The 15,099-nt window shown below is 40.9% G+C and carries 21 protein-coding genes and 1 pseudogene; 21 read left to right on the top strand and 1 reads right to left on the bottom strand.

Going from position 1 to position 15,099, the window contains the following annotated elements; genetic code table 11:
• Positions 1 to 296 precede the first annotated feature (296 nt).
• The 12 genes from IQP38_RS22800 (at position 297) to IQP38_RS22720 (ending at position 6,982) form a co-directional block, all read left to right on the top strand.
• Positions 297 to 1,007: a hypothetical protein gene (locus IQP38_RS22800; RefSeq protein ID WP_025543307.1), complete on the top strand. Its 711-nt coding sequence runs from the start codon at positions 297 to 299 to the stop codon at positions 1,005 to 1,007.
• A gap of 208 nt (positions 1,008 to 1,215) precedes the next feature.
• Entirely contained in the window at positions 1,216 to 2,301 is a 1,086-nt protein-coding gene (locus IQP38_RS22795) for a hypothetical protein (protein WP_193838058.1), read from the top strand.
• Between the two features lie 134 nt (positions 2,302 to 2,435).
• Positions 2,436 to 2,903, top strand: coding sequence for an NUDIX domain-containing protein (locus IQP38_RS22785; protein WP_193838057.1), 468 nt, complete (start codon positions 2,436 to 2,438; stop codon positions 2,901 to 2,903).
• Between the two features lie 156 nt (positions 2,904 to 3,059).
• Positions 3,060 to 3,470, top strand: a complete 411-nt coding sequence (locus tag IQP38_RS22775; protein ID WP_193838056.1) for a cytidine deaminase — start codon at positions 3,060 to 3,062, stop codon at positions 3,468 to 3,470.
• Between the two features lie 133 nt (positions 3,471 to 3,603).
• Complete coding sequence (locus IQP38_RS22765) at positions 3,604 to 4,005, top strand: hypothetical protein (protein WP_193838055.1); 402 nt, start codon at positions 3,604 to 3,606, stop codon at positions 4,003 to 4,005.
• A 201-nt stretch (positions 4,006 to 4,206) separates the two neighbouring features.
• On the top strand, positions 4,207 to 4,566 hold the full coding sequence (locus IQP38_RS22760) for a hypothetical protein (RefSeq protein WP_193838054.1): 360 nt from the start codon (positions 4,207 to 4,209) through the stop codon (positions 4,564 to 4,566).
• A 146-nt stretch (positions 4,567 to 4,712) separates the two neighbouring features.
• Positions 4,713 to 4,979 (top strand): hypothetical protein, encoded by a 267-nt coding sequence (locus tag IQP38_RS22755; protein ID WP_054730732.1) that lies wholly within the window; start codon positions 4,713 to 4,715, stop codon positions 4,977 to 4,979.
• Between the two features lie 161 nt (positions 4,980 to 5,140).
• Positions 5,141 to 5,476, top strand: a complete 336-nt coding sequence (locus IQP38_RS22745) for a hypothetical protein (RefSeq protein ID WP_193838053.1) — start codon at positions 5,141 to 5,143, stop codon at positions 5,474 to 5,476.
• A 161-nt stretch (positions 5,477 to 5,637) separates the two neighbouring features.
• Positions 5,638 to 5,922, top strand: a complete 285-nt coding sequence (locus IQP38_RS22740; protein WP_025794344.1) for a MazG nucleotide pyrophosphohydrolase domain-containing protein — start codon at positions 5,638 to 5,640, stop codon at positions 5,920 to 5,922.
• Positions 5,923 to 6,072: 150 nt separating this feature from the next.
• Complete coding sequence (locus tag IQP38_RS26755; RefSeq protein ID WP_228010168.1) at positions 6,073 to 6,285, top strand: hypothetical protein; 213 nt, start codon at positions 6,073 to 6,075, stop codon at positions 6,283 to 6,285.
• A gap of 5 nt (positions 6,286 to 6,290) precedes the next feature.
• Complete coding sequence (locus IQP38_RS26750; protein ID WP_228010167.1) at positions 6,291 to 6,476, top strand: hypothetical protein; 186 nt, start codon at positions 6,291 to 6,293, stop codon at positions 6,474 to 6,476.
• Positions 6,477 to 6,640: 164 nt separating this feature from the next.
• Positions 6,641 to 6,982: a hypothetical protein gene (locus IQP38_RS22720; protein WP_193838052.1), complete on the top strand. Its 342-nt coding sequence runs from the start codon at positions 6,641 to 6,643 to the stop codon at positions 6,980 to 6,982.
• 250 nt (positions 6,983 to 7,232) lie between these two features.
• On the opposite strand, the pseudogene IQP38_RS26990 reads toward IQP38_RS22720, so the two are convergent.
• Positions 7,233 to 7,515: pseudogene (locus IQP38_RS26990) on the bottom strand (hypothetical protein).
• 255 nt (positions 7,516 to 7,770) lie between these two features.
• Here IQP38_RS26990 and IQP38_RS22715 point away from each other — a divergent pair.
• The 9 genes from IQP38_RS22715 to IQP38_RS22635 all read left to right on the top strand — a co-directional run bounded on the left by IQP38_RS22715 (position 7,771) and on the right by IQP38_RS22635 (position 14,891).
• On the top strand, positions 7,771 to 8,127 hold the full coding sequence (locus IQP38_RS22715; protein WP_004418207.1) for a hypothetical protein: 357 nt from the start codon (positions 7,771 to 7,773) through the stop codon (positions 8,125 to 8,127).
• A gap of 152 nt (positions 8,128 to 8,279) precedes the next feature.
• Positions 8,280 to 8,738 carry a hypothetical protein gene (locus tag IQP38_RS22710; protein WP_047482943.1) on the top strand — a complete coding sequence of 153 codons (459 nt, stop codon included), beginning with the start codon at positions 8,280 to 8,282 and terminating at the stop codon, positions 8,736 to 8,738.
• 689 nt (positions 8,739 to 9,427) lie between these two features.
• Positions 9,428 to 10,387, top strand: coding sequence for a phosphotransferase (locus tag IQP38_RS22695; RefSeq protein WP_193838051.1), 960 nt, complete (start codon positions 9,428 to 9,430; stop codon positions 10,385 to 10,387).
• A gap of 152 nt (positions 10,388 to 10,539) precedes the next feature.
• Positions 10,540 to 11,016: a GNAT family N-acetyltransferase gene (locus tag IQP38_RS22685; RefSeq protein ID WP_053306967.1), complete on the top strand. Its 477-nt coding sequence runs from the start codon at positions 10,540 to 10,542 to the stop codon at positions 11,014 to 11,016.
• A 151-nt stretch (positions 11,017 to 11,167) separates the two neighbouring features.
• The gene (locus IQP38_RS22675; RefSeq protein ID WP_023585735.1) at positions 11,168 to 11,884 is read left to right on the top strand and encodes a riboflavin synthase; all 717 of its coding nucleotides are present in this window, start codon (positions 11,168 to 11,170) and stop codon (positions 11,882 to 11,884) included.
• 632 nt (positions 11,885 to 12,516) lie between these two features.
• Entirely contained in the window at positions 12,517 to 12,825 is a 309-nt protein-coding gene (locus IQP38_RS22665) for a hypothetical protein (RefSeq protein WP_023585553.1), read from the top strand.
• Positions 12,826 to 12,963: 138 nt separating this feature from the next.
• On the top strand, positions 12,964 to 13,380 hold the full coding sequence (locus tag IQP38_RS22655; RefSeq protein WP_017821968.1) for a lysozyme inhibitor LprI family protein: 417 nt from the start codon (positions 12,964 to 12,966) through the stop codon (positions 13,378 to 13,380).
• A gap of 152 nt (positions 13,381 to 13,532) precedes the next feature.
• On the top strand, positions 13,533 to 13,901 hold the full coding sequence (locus IQP38_RS22645; protein WP_193838050.1) for a hypothetical protein: 369 nt from the start codon (positions 13,533 to 13,535) through the stop codon (positions 13,899 to 13,901).
• A gap of 678 nt (positions 13,902 to 14,579) precedes the next feature.
• Positions 14,580 to 14,891, top strand: a complete 312-nt coding sequence (locus IQP38_RS22635; RefSeq protein WP_053304462.1) for an antibiotic biosynthesis monooxygenase family protein — start codon at positions 14,580 to 14,582, stop codon at positions 14,889 to 14,891.
• Positions 14,892 to 15,099: the final 208 nt, after the last annotated feature.

Raw genomic sequence — 15,099 nt, 5'->3', positions numbered from 1 at the left:
TATCTTTTATGATTTACCTTTGGTTTACGATGGTAGCTATCGCAGCTCTTGGTATGTTGGGAGCAAAGCTCGTGTTGTAAAACACAGCTAACAAACTGTTTAAGAGGGATTCGCAACGCATGGCATTTTCACTATGCGTTGGTTTTAGTGATTAAGGTGGTTTGCTGCTGCTTCGGTAATGCGTTGCTCACCCCTTAACAGAGCGTTATGCGAATGGCACGCTGTTGATAATGATATTGCCAACAATTCAGATGTAAATATAATATATAAAACAAACAAATACCTCAGTTGGAAAAATGAAATCAATTAGTTCACAAAGAGTAATCTCCAGGGTTGAAAGTCTAATTAAAGATGGATATGCATTATTGGAAACGATAGAACCTCGTTTTGATAATGAAAAAGACAAAAAGAAAGGTCGATCTCGTGGAGAGTATGTGGATGAGCTTTTACACTTAAAGTTCGTTACTTCATCATTACATTTTATTGAAACTATTTTTGGGAAAGACTCCATCTTTTACATTCGATTCGACTCGCGCTTTGATGGGATCGCAGAAGAACCAGTCAAACTGAAGATAGCCTTATTAGAAGCAATGAAAGTTGAACTTGAGGAGGTTTGGTATTGGACAGCTCAAGGACTTGCTAATGCCGAAGTTTTTAACTGTATGCTTGAAGAGTCTGAACATTTATTAGAAAAGGGATTCAAAATTCCTGCTGCAGTACTTGCAGGTTGTGTTTTGGAGTCGCATATCAGGAAATTGTGCGAAAAAAACGATATCGATTTGTATGCGACAAAGTCTAATGGTGACATTTCAAATAAGAAAGCTTCTAGGCTTGCACAAGAGCTCACCCAAAACGATATTTTTAATAAAAATGACAGTAAAGAAGTCACTAACTATTTAGGTATCCGAAATAGTGCGGCTCATGGGCATTCAGAACAATTTGATGATGAACAGGTCAAGATTATGCAACTGGGAATTGCTGGAATAATTTCAAGAAACCCAATCTAAAATTCGCATAACAAAGCATTTAAGAGTGATTCGCAACGCTTGGCGCTTTCGCTTCGCTCAAGTATAGCCAAGCGCCGCTCACACCTTAATGCGGCGTTAAGTTTCTTTCTTGTGAGCGTAATCATAAGTCTTTAACTGCATGGAGTTGAAACTTGTCGGTCTAGTTCAATAGACTAGTAGTTACTATCGATTTATGAGTAAACAGTATATGAAATCAGCGGTAATTTCCTCTTGGAGTGTTGATGCGTTTCTATGTTTGAATCAACGTTTAGTCGATGTAATGTCAAGTGAGTACATTACAAGAATAGAAAATTTCATTGACGCATATGTCTTATATGACAAGGTCTACCTCCCATATAGATATAAGGACAAAGCAGAGCTAAAAGCGCTAGATTCTAATAGCTCTATATTTGAGTTCGTTGATCCTTCGACTCTAGAACACTCTGACGATATGAAAAATCATGTCTCAATCGATATAGGGCTTTATGAGCGTTCGTTTGATGAGTTATGTAATGAGGATAAGTCGTGGTTTGTTCAGCACCAACCTTCTTTTGGCGAAGAAGCTATTTTACACCCAGAATTGTTTAGTTCTGGTTTTATGACTCAACTGAGACTTTGGCAGTGGGGATTGATTAATGAAATGGGCAAAAACAATGCTGCAATTCCTCTGATGCCATTGTCTCTAGAGGCAATTGAAGTCTTTGATACAAGTAGAGAGAAATTAACTGAAATAGTTATTAACAAGTACTACCAATATGCGAAGGCCCATGAAGCCAAGTTTATTGCGTTAATGCAATATGAAACTGAGCCATTTATAGCTCAGTTGAGTAAAATGCCACCTTTGCTTAGTTTGTTTATTGATAGAACAAATCAGATAGAATGCGGGCTATCAACGCTGATAACTTTGCGTGATGAATTTGTCGATTTTCGTAAACTACGAGAAAGCTACACGGCTTCTATTCAGGAGGCAACAACGTTTGGTGAGCGAAACGATATAGTTTCTGATTGGAACAGTAAGTGGGATTTGTTGTGCAAAGGAGAGTTCAAAACCCCAAATCTGTTACGTAGAAAGGTATCATCCACTGAATTATCAAGTGCAATTGTAAGTCCTGGGACAGGTGGTGCAAAGGCATTTATTCACCACGTTTTAGAGCATTTTGAGTATAAAAAAAGCTACAAGCAGTTCAGAGTGTTTGGCACTATCAATCAGTGTTTGAGTAATATGGATATAAGTCAAAATAAGTTGAATAGCGTATTTGGTGTTGAAAGGTTCATCGAGTATAAAAAAACTTAACAATCTGTTTAAGAGTGATTCGCAACGCGTGGCATTTTTACTATGCGTTGCGTTTAGTGTTTAAGGTAGTATGCGGGAGCTTCGTTATTGCATTGCTCACACCTTAACAGGGCGTTAGCTTTCAAGGAGGAAAATTGAGCGCAAGTGACTATATCAAAGAGGTTCGTTCTAAGATTGGAACGATGCCACTTCTTATCCCCGGCGTTGCGGGTGTCATTTTAAATGAAAACAAAGAGCTACTACTTCAGCAAAAATCAGATGGCGCATGGAGCCTTCCTGCCGGAATGATTGAACCTCAAGAGTCGCCAGTGCAAGCATTGCTCAGGGAAGTTCGCGAGGAAACAGGTTTGGCTGTAAAAGTAGATCGCCTACTTGGTGTATTCGGCGGTGAGGGTTTTGGTTTTACATACCCAAATGGTGATCAAGTTGAATACACAGTTCTCATGTTCAAATGTGTAGTAGAAAGTTGTTCTCAATCCGCACTCGATGATGAAACGGTATGCCTTAAATGGTTTTCAAAAGGTAATATGCCAAGGCTTGAGCTGCCTTACCCGTTGGATTGTTTGTTTGCAGAAAATGATTCAACGTACTTCGTTGGCTAGAAAGCTAACAAATTGTTCAAGAGTGATTCGGCACGCGTGGCATTTTTACTATGCGTTAGGTTTAGTGATTAAGGTGGTATGCGGAGGCCTCAGTATTGCGTGCCTCACACCTTAACAAGGCGTTATAGCGCACGATAAAATTGAATATGGATGGTCATGGATAATATCGAAAAAGAGCTCTATCAAGCAGCAATAGAACTAGTAAATATGCGATATCCTTTTGGTTGGGGTGGAGCTGCGGCTGTTAGAACAGAGTCAGGAAAAATATTAACAAGCATTGCTCCTGATACTAAAAACGATGCTCTTTCACTATGCATGGAGGTGGGAGCGTATTTAGAGGCTCACAAACTCAATGAGCGAGTGACCCACTCATTATGCCTGTGTCGTGAGAGCGAGAACGATGAATTTCTAATTTTGTCACCATGCGGAGTTTGCCAAGAGCGCCTCGTCCATTGGGGTGGGGATGTCAAAGCAGCAATTACGACTTCAGGGAATGCATTGGTTTTCAAGACTATACGAGAATTAATGCCTCATCATTGGTCACTTGTAAACGGCAAAGCGCTATAACAAACTGTTTAAGAGTGATTCGCAACGCGTGGCATTTTTACTATGCTTTGGTTTTAGTGTTTAAGGTGGTATGCGGTGGCTTCGGTATTGCGTTGCTCACACCTTAACAGGGCGTTAGGCATCCGGAGGTCATATGTCAGCTGGTAAGAATGAAAAGTTCTTTATTGAAAAATTTGAAAGCGCATTTGGTTTTGGGAAATTGAGTGGTAAACAGAACTTCGACAATAACCAAAAGGGAGCTGATAAAGTTTCCATATCAGTAGACCAATCTATTAAGTTAGAAGATGGTACAACCATTTTAATTGAAATAGACTCAGCGAACATGGCTAAGCTACTCGTTGGTCAGTATGTTCTTCTTAATGGTCTGGTAAACCCTCAAAAAGAGCAGAACATTTTCTTAGTTGTTCATTATTTCAAAGACTACAATCCGCAAAGAACTCTCAAAAATCTCAAAGAGGTACGTAATCTGTACCCATCCTCAAATTGGCTGAAGTATTGTGCAATTCACGTAAATGAGCTAGATGAAATACTTTAAAACTGTTCTACCGTAGAAGATTTTTCAGCTTATATAAGAAGCAGAATATACTGAAAACATGCCTAACAAAGCGTTTAAGACGGATTCCCAACGCTTGGCATTTTCGGTTTGATTCAGCTTTAGTGATTACGGCACAATGGTTTAGGTAAGGTGGTAGCGTTGCTCACCACTTAACGCGGCGTTATGTACTTGGAGAGGAATATGGATTTTCTCGTAGGCGTAGACCTTCAAGATTCATTTGTTTTGGGGTGGAACTACTGCGATCAAACTTTGGAAATTGAACTAGAGTTCAGCATCTGGCCTGAGTCTGAATACTATAAAACTCCAAAGGTAGCTGAGTATACTTGCTATCGCTTGGGCTCTCTTCTGTTTAACGATGTTTCGAGTATTACTGGGCTCTTGAATCAAAGTGATATACAACCGACCCTAGATCCTGATGGCTCAAAAGACTATGGAAACATAGAATACTTCGAAAAGAACCAATCATGTTTCAAGGTTGTTGGTAGCTTTGGGACCATAGAGTTTGAGAGCTCAGATATTCATTTTGAGCTACGTACATAACAAACTGTTCAAGAGGGATTCGCAACGCGTGGCATTTTCACTATGCGTTGGTTTAAGTGATTAAGGTGGTATGCGGCGGCTTTGGTATTGCGTTGCTCACCCCTTAACAGGGCGTTATGTAAATCATGAGAATAAGGAGAATTGAGATGGAATTATCAGAAATTAAAGCGAAAATAATTGAGCTATTGGATGCTCAACTTGAACAAAAGTTTGAAGAATCAGATTTATCTGCGAGGCATTACAGTTTTACTAGCCCTGACTACGACTTCTCTTTTTCAGTATCACTTGTAAGGAATGTCAGCGAAACTCAATTAACTAACCGAATAAATCGCTGTATCAATAAAGCGAAAGAAGTTTCAAAACCTAATACACATTTTCAGTTTGACGAAAACTGTGGTTTATATATCGTTTAATTTCAGAAATTTACATAACAAACTGTTTAAGAGTGATTCGCAACGCGTGGCATTTTTACTATGCGTTGCGCTTAGTGTTTAAGGTGGTATGCGGCGGCCTTGGCATTGCGTTGCTCACACCTTAACAGGGCGTTAGCTTAAATCATTAACAAGGATGTGTAATGAGAAACAAAAAATGGGTATTTGCGGCGATTTTACTCATTGGCGGACCTTCACTATTGCCCTTTAGTTTGGAAGTGATTTCTGCAATCGAGTTATTTGGCTTTTTGGGCTTATGGACAATTTATTCACCCTATGCAGAATATTTGGTGAATCATCCTAGATTCAAAAGAGGTCTTTGCTTAGCGACGAGTTGGGATTTTCAGCCTCAAATGCTGTTCTCTCTAAGTGAGCTTAAGGCATGTCCCCAGTTAGTTTTCCATATGCTTCCAGTTCAAAGCATTATGGTTTGGACTCTGAATATTCTGTTTTGGGGTGGTGTAGCGTGGTGCTACTAATTTAAGCTAACAAACAGTTCAAGAGGGATTCAGCACGCGTGGCATTTTTGATATGCGGAGGTTTTTGGTGTTGAAGTGCTATGCAGAGGCTTGGTTATTGCGTGCTTCACCCCTTAACTGGGCGTTATACGCTTTATGGAAAATGATACAAAAAGGACGTTATGAAGTTATCTGAGTTACAAAGTCATATAAAAGAATTCGATTATGCGCCGGAGCAATCTGGACACTATTTTTTAAAACTAATCGAAGAAGTTGGCGAATTATCGGAATCTATTCGCAAAGGTAAAAGTGGGCAACCAACGCTAGATGAACTTAAAGGTTCAATCGCAGAAGAGTTATATGACGTCTTGTATTATGTTTGTGCTTTAGCCAATATTCACGGTGTAAACCTTGAGAAAACGCATGAACTAAAAGAAGTTTTGAACAAGGTTAAGTACAACCGCTAGAACGCGTATAACAAATTGTTCAAGAGGGATTCAGCACGCGTGGCATTTTTACTATGCGTTAGTTTTAGTGATTAAGGTGGTATGCGGTAGCATCGGTGTTGCGTGCTTCACCCCTTAACAAGGCGTTATGTGCTTTGGGAGAAAATGGAAATGGATATTCCCGACAGATTCAAAAATGTAAGATACGTTTCATCCCGTATTCCAGGTTGTAAAGATGATTCAGACTTAACGCTTGGAGCTAACTGTCAGGTCTTTGCTTATAACCTGCTTAAAGACTTCGGTCTAAATCCACCTAACTACCGTTCTAGTGAACTGTGGGGTGACTCAGAGTTTAGTGAAGTGGTCACTGAGTTAAGCCGCTAGATATCATGATGTACAACGACTCTACTGACTCATACGGAGCACACGTTGGGGTGTATGTCGGTAATGGACTTGTCTACCACCTTTCTTTATCCAATGGCGTACCCATGTTTGAGCGCCATTTAGACTTACTTCAACAAAGTAAGTATCAGTTTTTTATTGGCGCTAAGCGTATAAAACAGTTTGGTGCATAACGTAAGCACGCACATAACAAACTGTTCAAGAGGGATTCGCAACGCGTGGCATTTTCACTATGCGTTGGTTTCAGTGTTTAAGGTGGTATGCGGCAGCTTTCGTATTGCGTTGCTCACCCCTTAACAGGGCGTTATGTGCCAGTTCGGAAACGGAGAAATATTCGATGGAAAAGTGGTTGATAGAAGCGAGTGAAGCGTTGAGTGAAGCTCTATATGCGATTGCTTCTGGAGAAATTCCGAAGGAAAATATGTATCAGCTCGCATCAGTTTTTTACTCTAAACGAAATCATATGAACGATGATGCTCTGTTTGAAATGATGAATAACGAAATTGATGAGCAAGTTAAAACAGACTGGTCACTCGACCCTAACTCGAAAAAACAGTACAAGTTTCACTTTGTATCGTCTTATCTACTTTGCTTTGCCGTAGCAGGTAAAATTGATGAGTTCTTCTACGACCAAATCATGGAATACGTGAACGAGAACTTGGAGTTATTTGAAGATTAGGCCGACGTAAATCCGGCACATAACAAAGCGTTTAAGTCAGATTCGCAACGCGTGGCATTTTTGGTTTTAGTCGGCTTTAGTGTTTACGGTGGTATAGTTAGGTCTAGTGGTAGCGTTGCTCACTACTTAACGCGGCGTTAGTCGCCAGAAAAAGCTAGCAATCAAAATCATGTTTCTTAGCTCAAAATTTGGCAGCTGTTTGTTTGGTATACAGATTAATCGTCGATGGTCAAAACTCAGTTTCAGCTGTTTAAAGTCCAAAGTTTTGCAAGTGTCCAAGCGGTTGTTTTGTTCTTTGGTGCTGACAGAGCAGGGCAATCGAGAGTCTATTTTTGGTTGCAAATCCGCTCGGTGAGTTTGTTGGGTACAAAAGCCGATTTACTCGCTGAAATGACGTTTTCTCTGGTGTTGTAAGTTCCACGTGGTTTCAGTGACTTTGTTGAAAGTCCGCACTGTGAGATTGGCTTTCCAAACGCGCTTTTGGGTGTTGTTAGTCCGTTTTCTGCGGCGTTGTTTGTTCCAAGTGGTTTCATTGAATAGCCGCTTTGAGACTACGCCTGACTTAAGTGCATCAAAGCACATAAAGTTTGTTGTTCGCAAAGTTTAGTTTGGCTTAAAATTGTCGCTCGGTGCCTCGCGACTAACAAACTGTTTAAGAGTGATTCGCAACGCGTGGCATTTTTACTATGCGTTGGTTTAAGTGATTAAGGTGGTGTGCGGCGGCATCGGTATTGCGTTGCTCACACCTTAACAGGGCGTTAGTTGCCTACGAGGAAATAGAGGCTTAAATGAATAAAATTACAAATAAGAAAATAGAAAACTATAGTAAGTACCTCAAAGAGAAAAGTCGTCCGCCTAGCCGCGGGGGGAATACGAATGCTCTACATGCACATTATTTAGTTGTTGACGGTGAAAGTTACAGCTTTCTTGCCCTTGGTTCACAACAATGGGTGTTTAAAACCGATTTAGTTTCATTCGAATATGAGATTAAAGGTACATACAAAAATATACTTGTCGATACACTTAAAACGGTGGATAAGAATGGCAATGAGGTCGTGCGTGGGAACCGTGGCTTTAAACGCCAGCTGAGAACCGCTGATGCTCGTATGCCGGTAAGTCGTCGCGAGATGAACAGCTTTAAATAGGTCGGCAACTAACAAGCAATTTAAGAGGGATTCACAACGCTTGGCACTTTTGCTTTTACTTAAAATTTAGTGTTTATGGCACAATGTTCTAGGTTGGGTGGTAGCGTTGTTCACCCCTTAATTGGGCGTTATGTGTTTTTGGAGATTGAAGTATGGAACATAACTTTGAACGGCTAAAAGAGCATATTTTACCTTTATCGAACTCAAGTGAGTTTCATCACGCCAAAAATGAATGGTTGCTTGTTGGTGTCGAGATTCAAGAAGACTTTGATAGTTGCCCTTGTGGTCAGCCGATAAAAGAGCTTTGCTACATTGAAAATCAATTAAATGGGAATAAAACTCACGTAGGAAATGTGTGCGTAAACAGGTTTATCGGTATTGATACAGGTAACTTATTTGCAGGTCTCAAACGTATAGCTAAAGACGTGAATGCAAACGCCAATGAAGACTTAATTATCCATGCTTATAAATTAGGTTACATCTACGAAAACGAGTATCGATTTTTGATGCAAACAAAACGCAAACGTAGCCTTTCCGAAAAGCAGGTCGCGTGGAAACAAAAAATTAATCGCCGCATACTTCACCAGACAGTAGTGAGAAAAAACACATAACAAACTGTTTAAGAGTGATTCGCAACGCGTGGCATTTTTACTATGCGTTGCTTTTAGTGTTTAAGGTGGTATACGGCGGCATCAGTATTGCGTTGCTCACACCTTAACAGGGCGTTAGTACTGGGTTGGCATCAAAGGCTAAAAGTTTCTGTTTTTATTGGTTTCTTTTCCTCGCTTTACATCTGATCAAATGTGCCTTTCAGGTTCGCTCCGGTGGCACTAGATGTGAAGTTTTCGCTTTGGGTTTATCGTTTACGGTTTCTAACTTTCGGGCTATTTCTCTGGCGTGGTTTCTTTGGCGCTGAGAAATTTTCGGAAAAACAAGCGTTTCTTTGTCGCAGCTGTTCAAGTTTGAAGCCCGTATTCTTTGCTAATTTGAAAACAGTGAAAAGGGCAGTGAAGCATGTTTTTCTTCTAGCCAACTTACGTCTTGAAGTTAGTTTTCAGTTTGGCAGTTTTCCGTTTAGCTTCATGGTTTTAAGCCAACAGCTTCGTGCTATATTTCAATGTATTGGTATGTACCAAAGGCTTTGCGGGCAGCGTACTAACAAACAATTCAAGAGGGATTCGTAACGCGTGGCATTTTTACTATGCGTTAATTTTAGTGATTAAGGTGGTTTGCAGCGGCATCAGTGTTGCGTTACTCACCCCTTAATTGGGCGTTATGTACCTAAGGGGTATCTGGAATTATGAGTGATTTTGTTCGTAAGGTTGGTGAAAACTGGAGTCAGATTGGTGCTGGCGCTAGTATAAAACGTCAATCAGCTGGTGCGACGAATCATGTTTTTCGTATCCAATCCTCAGAGACTTATTATCTTAGAAAATATAGTGTTCGCAATGTTGCTAAGATCAAGTTAGAGCATGAGCTGCTGAGAAAGTTATCGCAAAATTTGAATACTATAATTGCTCCTGTTTTGACGCGCGATCACCACTCCTTTTGTAAAATAGGTGATGAGTTTTATGCTCTATTTCCTGAAGCAAAAGGAACGTTAATCGAAAAAAGTGCTCTGTCTGCGTTTCATGCTTTTCAGTTGGGAAAAGCCCTTGCTGACCTGCATGTTCAACTCGCTTCCGAGGTTGGAAACGACTTTCCAACAATTGAGCTTTCTTGGGATAAAAGTGCTTGGGTCGATAGACTACAAAAAATAGTCGCAGCTATTGAAACAAATAGTGAATTTGATATGAATAACTCGGTGCTACGAAGAGTAAAACAACAGCGTGATTATCTAGCTAGCTCAGAAGCTACGCACTCATATACCCCGTTAACAAGCAGGCAACTAATCCACGGCGACTTTCATCATTTCAATGTCTTTTTTGATTCTAATTGCACAGTAAGCGATGTGATCGACTGGGATTTAGTGCAAAACATGCCTCCTGGTTATGAGTTGGCGAGAGCATGCATGTATATGTTCGATTTGGAGCTTCATAGGTCATTAGCTTTATTAAAAGGCTATCTGTCTGTCAAGCCTCTATCCCGATTAGAGCTTAACGATGGAGCAAAGGCGTGGGCTGTTTACGCCGACCACTATGTGTGGGCTTTGGAGGAAGTATTTTTAAAAAATAATACAGCGGCACAGAAGTTCATACCTCAAAGGGACTTTATCTCTTTTATGGAGCAATGGCTCCAAATTGAAAGTGCCTTGTTTTGAGGCGGTACATAACAATCTGTTTAAGAGTGATTCGCAACGCGTGGCATTTTTACTATGCGTTGGTTTTAGTGTTTAACGTGGTATGCGGTAGCATCGGTATTACCTTGCTCACACCTTAACAGGGCGTTAGGTGCTAGAGGGAAAAGGTAGATATGGAAATCGCTTTTCGGCAAATAAGTATCGATGATTTAGACTTATGTGTTGATGCTAGAAAAGATGCATACTTTTGTAGTTTCGGTCATTACGACGGATTCGATGATTTCATTAGTGGTTATCGCGAGCGAGTTATTGAGCGTTTGGTGACTCCAGAGTGGTTCTACATTCATATTTTTGTTTCTGGTCAGTTCGCAGGACAGTTGGAGTTTCGCAGTTTTTCACCAGAGCCTGAAACTGGTTATGTGCATCTGATTTATTTAAAATCAAATTTCCGTGGCTTAGGGCTAGCTCCTAAGTTGCAGGATTACATCGCAAATGTCTTGTTTAGAGCAGGTTGTAAGCGTGCAGTACTTTCAGTAAGTCGAACTAACACTAGGGCTCTTACTTTTTACAAGCGCCATAATTGGGAGTTTGTGCGTAAGAATCCAAAGCACGATGAAACTGACTTTTATCAGCTGTGGTTACGCACCTAACAAATTGCTTAAGCGTGATTCAGCACGCGTGGCATTTTTAGTATGCGGTGCTTTTGGTGTTGAAGTGCCATGCGGCGGCTTGGTCATTGCGTACTTCACACCTTAGCAAGGCGTTAGTTCTTAAAGTTGTTTTAATATCAGTGGAGTAAGTATGTTTACAGGCATAGTTCAGGCGGTAGCCGAAATTGTTGATGTGACAGATCAAAGAGGGATTAGAACTTTTGTTATCGACTTCCCTAAAGGGTTTTGTACTGATCTAGAAATTGGGGCAAGTATTGCTATTGACGGTGTGTGTCTGACAGTCACTGAAATACAGTCAGATGTTCGTGTTAAGTTCGACGTAATGCTGCAAAGCCTCTTGATCACAACTCTGAGTAAGTATTGCTCATCCCAATTAGTTAACGCTGAGAGAGCCGCAAAAGATGGGGCAGAAATTGGCGGTCACCCGCTATCTGGTCATGTGGACTTTAATGTAGCTATCGTCGACGTAAAACAAATTGAGGATAACTATTGTGTTCGCTTAGCACTCCCTGATGCTTGGAAAAGATACGTTTTCCCTAAAGGTTATATAGCTCTAAATGGAGCGAGCTTGACTGTAGCTGACGTAAATAAGCATGAAGGTTGGTTTGAAGTTTGGCTTATTCCTGAGACTCGTAGAATGACTGTTTTCGAATCAAAAGCCAGTGGTGACTTTATCAATATAGAAATCGAGCGTGGTACCCAAGTAGTTGTTGATACGGTTCGTGACACGTTAAATGAAAACCTTGGACCACTATTACCATTGTTTGAAAAACTCCTTTTAGAGCAAGGTGTTGATTTGGATTCACTAGGCTATAAACCTCAGGCACTCAGTGGGTCAAAGAACTAACAAACTGTTTAAGAGTGATTCGCAACGCGTAGCATTTTCACTATGCGTTGTGTTTAGTGTTTAAGGTGGTATGCGGCGGCATCGGTATTGCGTTGCTCACACCTTAACAGGGCGTTAGTTGCCAACGAGGAAAACGCAGCTAAAACAGAGTGTTTAGGTCTAATCGTTCGTGTGCTTTGCTCTATTTTGCACTTCGAACTTCGGGTTCTTGGTTCGCGGAAATTGAGCTTCGATCTTTTCCTAGTTTGGTTTGCCGTTTCAGAAGCCGATTCGCTTGTTGAGAGTCAGCTCTGTGATATTGTCTTTTCAAATGAGCTTTTTGGTGTTGTGAGCCCGTTCTCTACGGCGCTGTTTGTTCCAAGTGGTTTCAGTGACAGGCGCTTAGAAACTGCGCCTGATTTGAGTTTTCCAAAACACGTAAAGCTAGTGTTGGCAAAGCGGTAATTAACTTCAAATCAAAGCTTTAGGTTTGGCAACTAACAAAGCATTCAAGAGGGATTCACAACGCTTGGCAGTTTTGGTTTGAATTGGCTTTAGTGTTTACGGCACAATGGTTTAGGTTAGGTGGTGGCGTTGTTCACCCCTTAATGCGGCGTTAGCAGACAAAAGTAAATCAAGGAAGAGGGTACGTTATGTCTGATAAAGTAATTAAGTCTTCAACAGCTACAATTCAAGTCGGTGCGACTAAAGCCGATGGGAAATTGGAACTAACGGAGTCGGATTTAATTTTTACTCCGTACAACGAAAAGTTGGGTTTTGGTCCATATCAATTAAAGCGCCAAGACATTGCTGCCGTAGCTAAGTGCTTGGGCAAAGGTGGTGGTGTAATTCCAATCACTACGGATGCATTTCGCATAAAACTAGCCAACAATACGTGTTATGAGTTTATTGTAGCGAAGCCAGAGCAATGGATAGATGCACTCGTTGAAATTGTCAGCTAACAAACTGTTCAAGAGGGATTCGCAACGCGTGGCATTTTTACTATGCGTTGAGTTTTTGGTGATTAAGGTGGTATGCGGCGGCATCGGTATTGCGTTGCTCACCCCTTAACAGGGCGTTATGTGCTTTAGGAGAAAACGATGAATAAGTGTCTAATCATCATATTAGCTAGTCTTTCATTTGGTGCTCTTGCTGAAGAAGAGTCCATTGACTGTAATAATGCGATGACCACAATCGAGATAAACCAATGTACTGCTATTGAACTAGAGTCAGCACAAGTTAAATTAGACAAATATCTAAACACTAGCTTTGAGCACAACTCTCATGACCCAGAACTGATCGCAGCAATTAAGCTTGCTCAACAGGATTGGCAAGCATATATGTCCTCTCACTGTGATTCGGTTTATACGCAATGGCGTGATGGAACTATTCGTGGAGTTATGGCGATATCGTGCAAAACTAAGTTAACTAAGCAAAGAACGCACGAGTTATGGGAAAACTTTTTAACTTATATGGACAGTACACCACCAGTTTTACCGGAGCCAAGTGTAGAGTAGGTTTCAATCACGCACATAACAAACTGTTCAAGAGTGATTCGCAACGCGTGGCATTTTTGCTATGCGTTGAATTTAGTGATTAAGGTGGTATGCGGGGGCTTCGGTATTGCGTTGCTCACACCTTAACAGGGCGTTATGTGCTTGGAGATCAAATGATAAAACAGCCTCCTTACAAAGTTGAGTTTGGTCAATCAGGAGAAGTCCCTCCGGCGCACGTTGCTGCCATAGATAATACCTCAATAAAGTTAAGCAATAGCAGTCGAGATGGTGATACAGGCGGTCGTATTGATGAGCTTGCTCTCAATGGTGGGATTCAATCAAAGGAAACCAAACAGACGATGCTTGAGCTCAATAAGCAGGGTTTTGTGTTTGCTTACGATGATAAAGCTTATATTTCACCTAGCCATTTTATGAAGCAACTTTTATTGAGCGGTGACCTAAGAACATCATTCAAAGAAATCAGTTGGTCAAGCCCAAAGCAATGGTGTCTTACAGAGTATGAATTTGAGCAACGCACATAACAAACTGTTCAAGAGGGATTCGCAACGCGTGGCATTTTTACTATGCGTTGATTTTAGTGTTTAAGGTGGTTTGCGGCGGCTTTGGTATTGCGTTGCTCACCCCTTAACAGAGCGTTAGCTTACAGTCTGAAAAATCAAACAAATATAGCTGATGTTAGGTAGGGCATATCGTCAAAATGAGCTAACTGATGGGCAAATATTTTGGCTGTATCAGCAGTAGTAAGTAACATTTTTTTAGCGGTATTTTTACCGTGTGTGGTCGTAACGTTACTTGGTCTTGTTTTGTTGGTGGTAATTTCAGCTCCGCCTCTGTTTCATTTATGGCAAAGTTTTGCACTTGAAAGTAGCAAATCCAATACGAGCCTTGGTGGGTGAAGTTCCGTGAGTCTCCACGCTCGGCGGTTTTGTCAAAGCTCAAGTTAATACTAAGTTCATCGCCTGAAGTTCTCGGCTATGTTTATAATCTCGACTTCACGTTTAATGTCAAAATAAGTGGTTGTTTTAGTTTGGAATGCTCGGAAAGTAATAAGCTAACAAAGCGTTAAAGACGGATTCGCAACGCGTGGCATTTTTCGTTTGCTTTGGCTTTAGTGTGTACGGCACAATGTTTTAGGTCGGTGGTCTGCGTTGCTCACCACTTAACGCGGCGTTATAACCACGACATAAAATGGAGTATTTATGATAGCAAGAGAATGGAAAGCTACTTGCCCTAAAGAGCATGAAGAAGGGTTTATTGCATACCTGTATGAGACAGGAATCAAAGATACATCTAGTACACCGGGTTTCCTCGGTGCTCAAATCCTAAATCGAGATTTAGGCGATAATGCTGAAATCACTTTGTTGACCTATTGGGAAGATCTCGAATGTATCAAAGCATTTGCTGGTGAAAATATCAGTGTCGCTAAATTGTATCCAGAGGATGAAAAGTACAAATTGAATCCAGATCGTCATGTTAGCCACTATGAAGTCCGTGAGAATATGTGGTTATAACAAACTGTTTAAGAGGGATTCGCAACGCGTGGCATTTTTACTATGCGTTGTGTTCAGTGTTTAAGGTGGTATACGGCGGCATCGGTATTGCGTTGCTCACCCCTTAACAGGGCGTTATGTACTTTAAGGAAAATTGTAACCAACTCTAAAGGATCGAGAGTGATAGATCATTTTGAAATTAAGGTAGTTGCATTCGAAGAATGTCGTG

Origin of the sequence: Vibrio sp. OPT41 (genome assembly GCF_015163595.1) — a bacterium.
Classification (GTDB): domain Bacteria; phylum Pseudomonadota; class Gammaproteobacteria; order Enterobacterales; family Vibrionaceae; genus Vibrio; species Vibrio alginolyticus.
This window is presented reverse-complemented; position numbering and strand designations above follow the sequence as displayed.

What these genes read in the sequence shown, in the direction of transcription:
- IQP38_RS22800 (WP_025543307.1), top strand. Translation starts at nt 297, where the DNA reads ATGAAATCAATTAGTTCACAAAGAGTAATCTCCAGGGTTGAAAGTCTA.
- IQP38_RS22795 (WP_193838058.1), top strand. Translation starts at nt 1,216, where the DNA reads ATGAAATCAGCGGTAATTTCCTCTTGGAGTGTTGATGCGTTTCTATGT.
- IQP38_RS22775 (WP_193838056.1), top strand. Translation starts at nt 3,060, where the DNA reads ATGGATAATATCGAAAAAGAGCTCTATCAAGCAGCAATAGAACTAGTA.
- IQP38_RS22765 (WP_193838055.1), top strand. Translation starts at nt 3,604, where the DNA reads ATGTCAGCTGGTAAGAATGAAAAGTTCTTTATTGAAAAATTTGAAAGC.
- IQP38_RS22760 (WP_193838054.1), top strand. Translation starts at nt 4,207, where the DNA reads ATGGATTTTCTCGTAGGCGTAGACCTTCAAGATTCATTTGTTTTGGGG.
- IQP38_RS22755 (WP_054730732.1), top strand. Translation starts at nt 4,713, where the DNA reads ATGGAATTATCAGAAATTAAAGCGAAAATAATTGAGCTATTGGATGCT.
- IQP38_RS22745 (WP_193838053.1), top strand. Translation starts at nt 5,141, where the DNA reads ATGAGAAACAAAAAATGGGTATTTGCGGCGATTTTACTCATTGGCGGA.
- IQP38_RS22740 (WP_025794344.1), top strand. Translation starts at nt 5,638, where the DNA reads ATGAAGTTATCTGAGTTACAAAGTCATATAAAAGAATTCGATTATGCG.
- IQP38_RS26755 (WP_228010168.1), top strand. Translation starts at nt 6,073, where the DNA reads ATGGATATTCCCGACAGATTCAAAAATGTAAGATACGTTTCATCCCGT.
- IQP38_RS26750 (WP_228010167.1), top strand. Translation starts at nt 6,291, where the DNA reads ATGATGTACAACGACTCTACTGACTCATACGGAGCACACGTTGGGGTG.
- IQP38_RS22720 (WP_193838052.1), top strand. Translation starts at nt 6,641, where the DNA reads ATGGAAAAGTGGTTGATAGAAGCGAGTGAAGCGTTGAGTGAAGCTCTA.
- IQP38_RS22715 (WP_004418207.1), top strand. Translation starts at nt 7,771, where the DNA reads ATGAATAAAATTACAAATAAGAAAATAGAAAACTATAGTAAGTACCTC.
- IQP38_RS22710 (WP_047482943.1), top strand. Translation starts at nt 8,280, where the DNA reads ATGGAACATAACTTTGAACGGCTAAAAGAGCATATTTTACCTTTATCG.
- IQP38_RS22695 (WP_193838051.1), top strand. Translation starts at nt 9,428, where the DNA reads ATGAGTGATTTTGTTCGTAAGGTTGGTGAAAACTGGAGTCAGATTGGT.
- IQP38_RS22685 (WP_053306967.1), top strand. Translation starts at nt 10,540, where the DNA reads ATGGAAATCGCTTTTCGGCAAATAAGTATCGATGATTTAGACTTATGT.
- IQP38_RS22675 (WP_023585735.1), top strand. Translation starts at nt 11,168, where the DNA reads ATGTTTACAGGCATAGTTCAGGCGGTAGCCGAAATTGTTGATGTGACA.
- IQP38_RS22665 (WP_023585553.1), top strand. Translation starts at nt 12,517, where the DNA reads ATGTCTGATAAAGTAATTAAGTCTTCAACAGCTACAATTCAAGTCGGT.
- IQP38_RS22655 (WP_017821968.1), top strand. Translation starts at nt 12,964, where the DNA reads ATGAATAAGTGTCTAATCATCATATTAGCTAGTCTTTCATTTGGTGCT.
- IQP38_RS22645 (WP_193838050.1), top strand. Translation starts at nt 13,533, where the DNA reads ATGATAAAACAGCCTCCTTACAAAGTTGAGTTTGGTCAATCAGGAGAA.
- IQP38_RS22635 (WP_053304462.1), top strand. Translation starts at nt 14,580, where the DNA reads ATGATAGCAAGAGAATGGAAAGCTACTTGCCCTAAAGAGCATGAAGAA.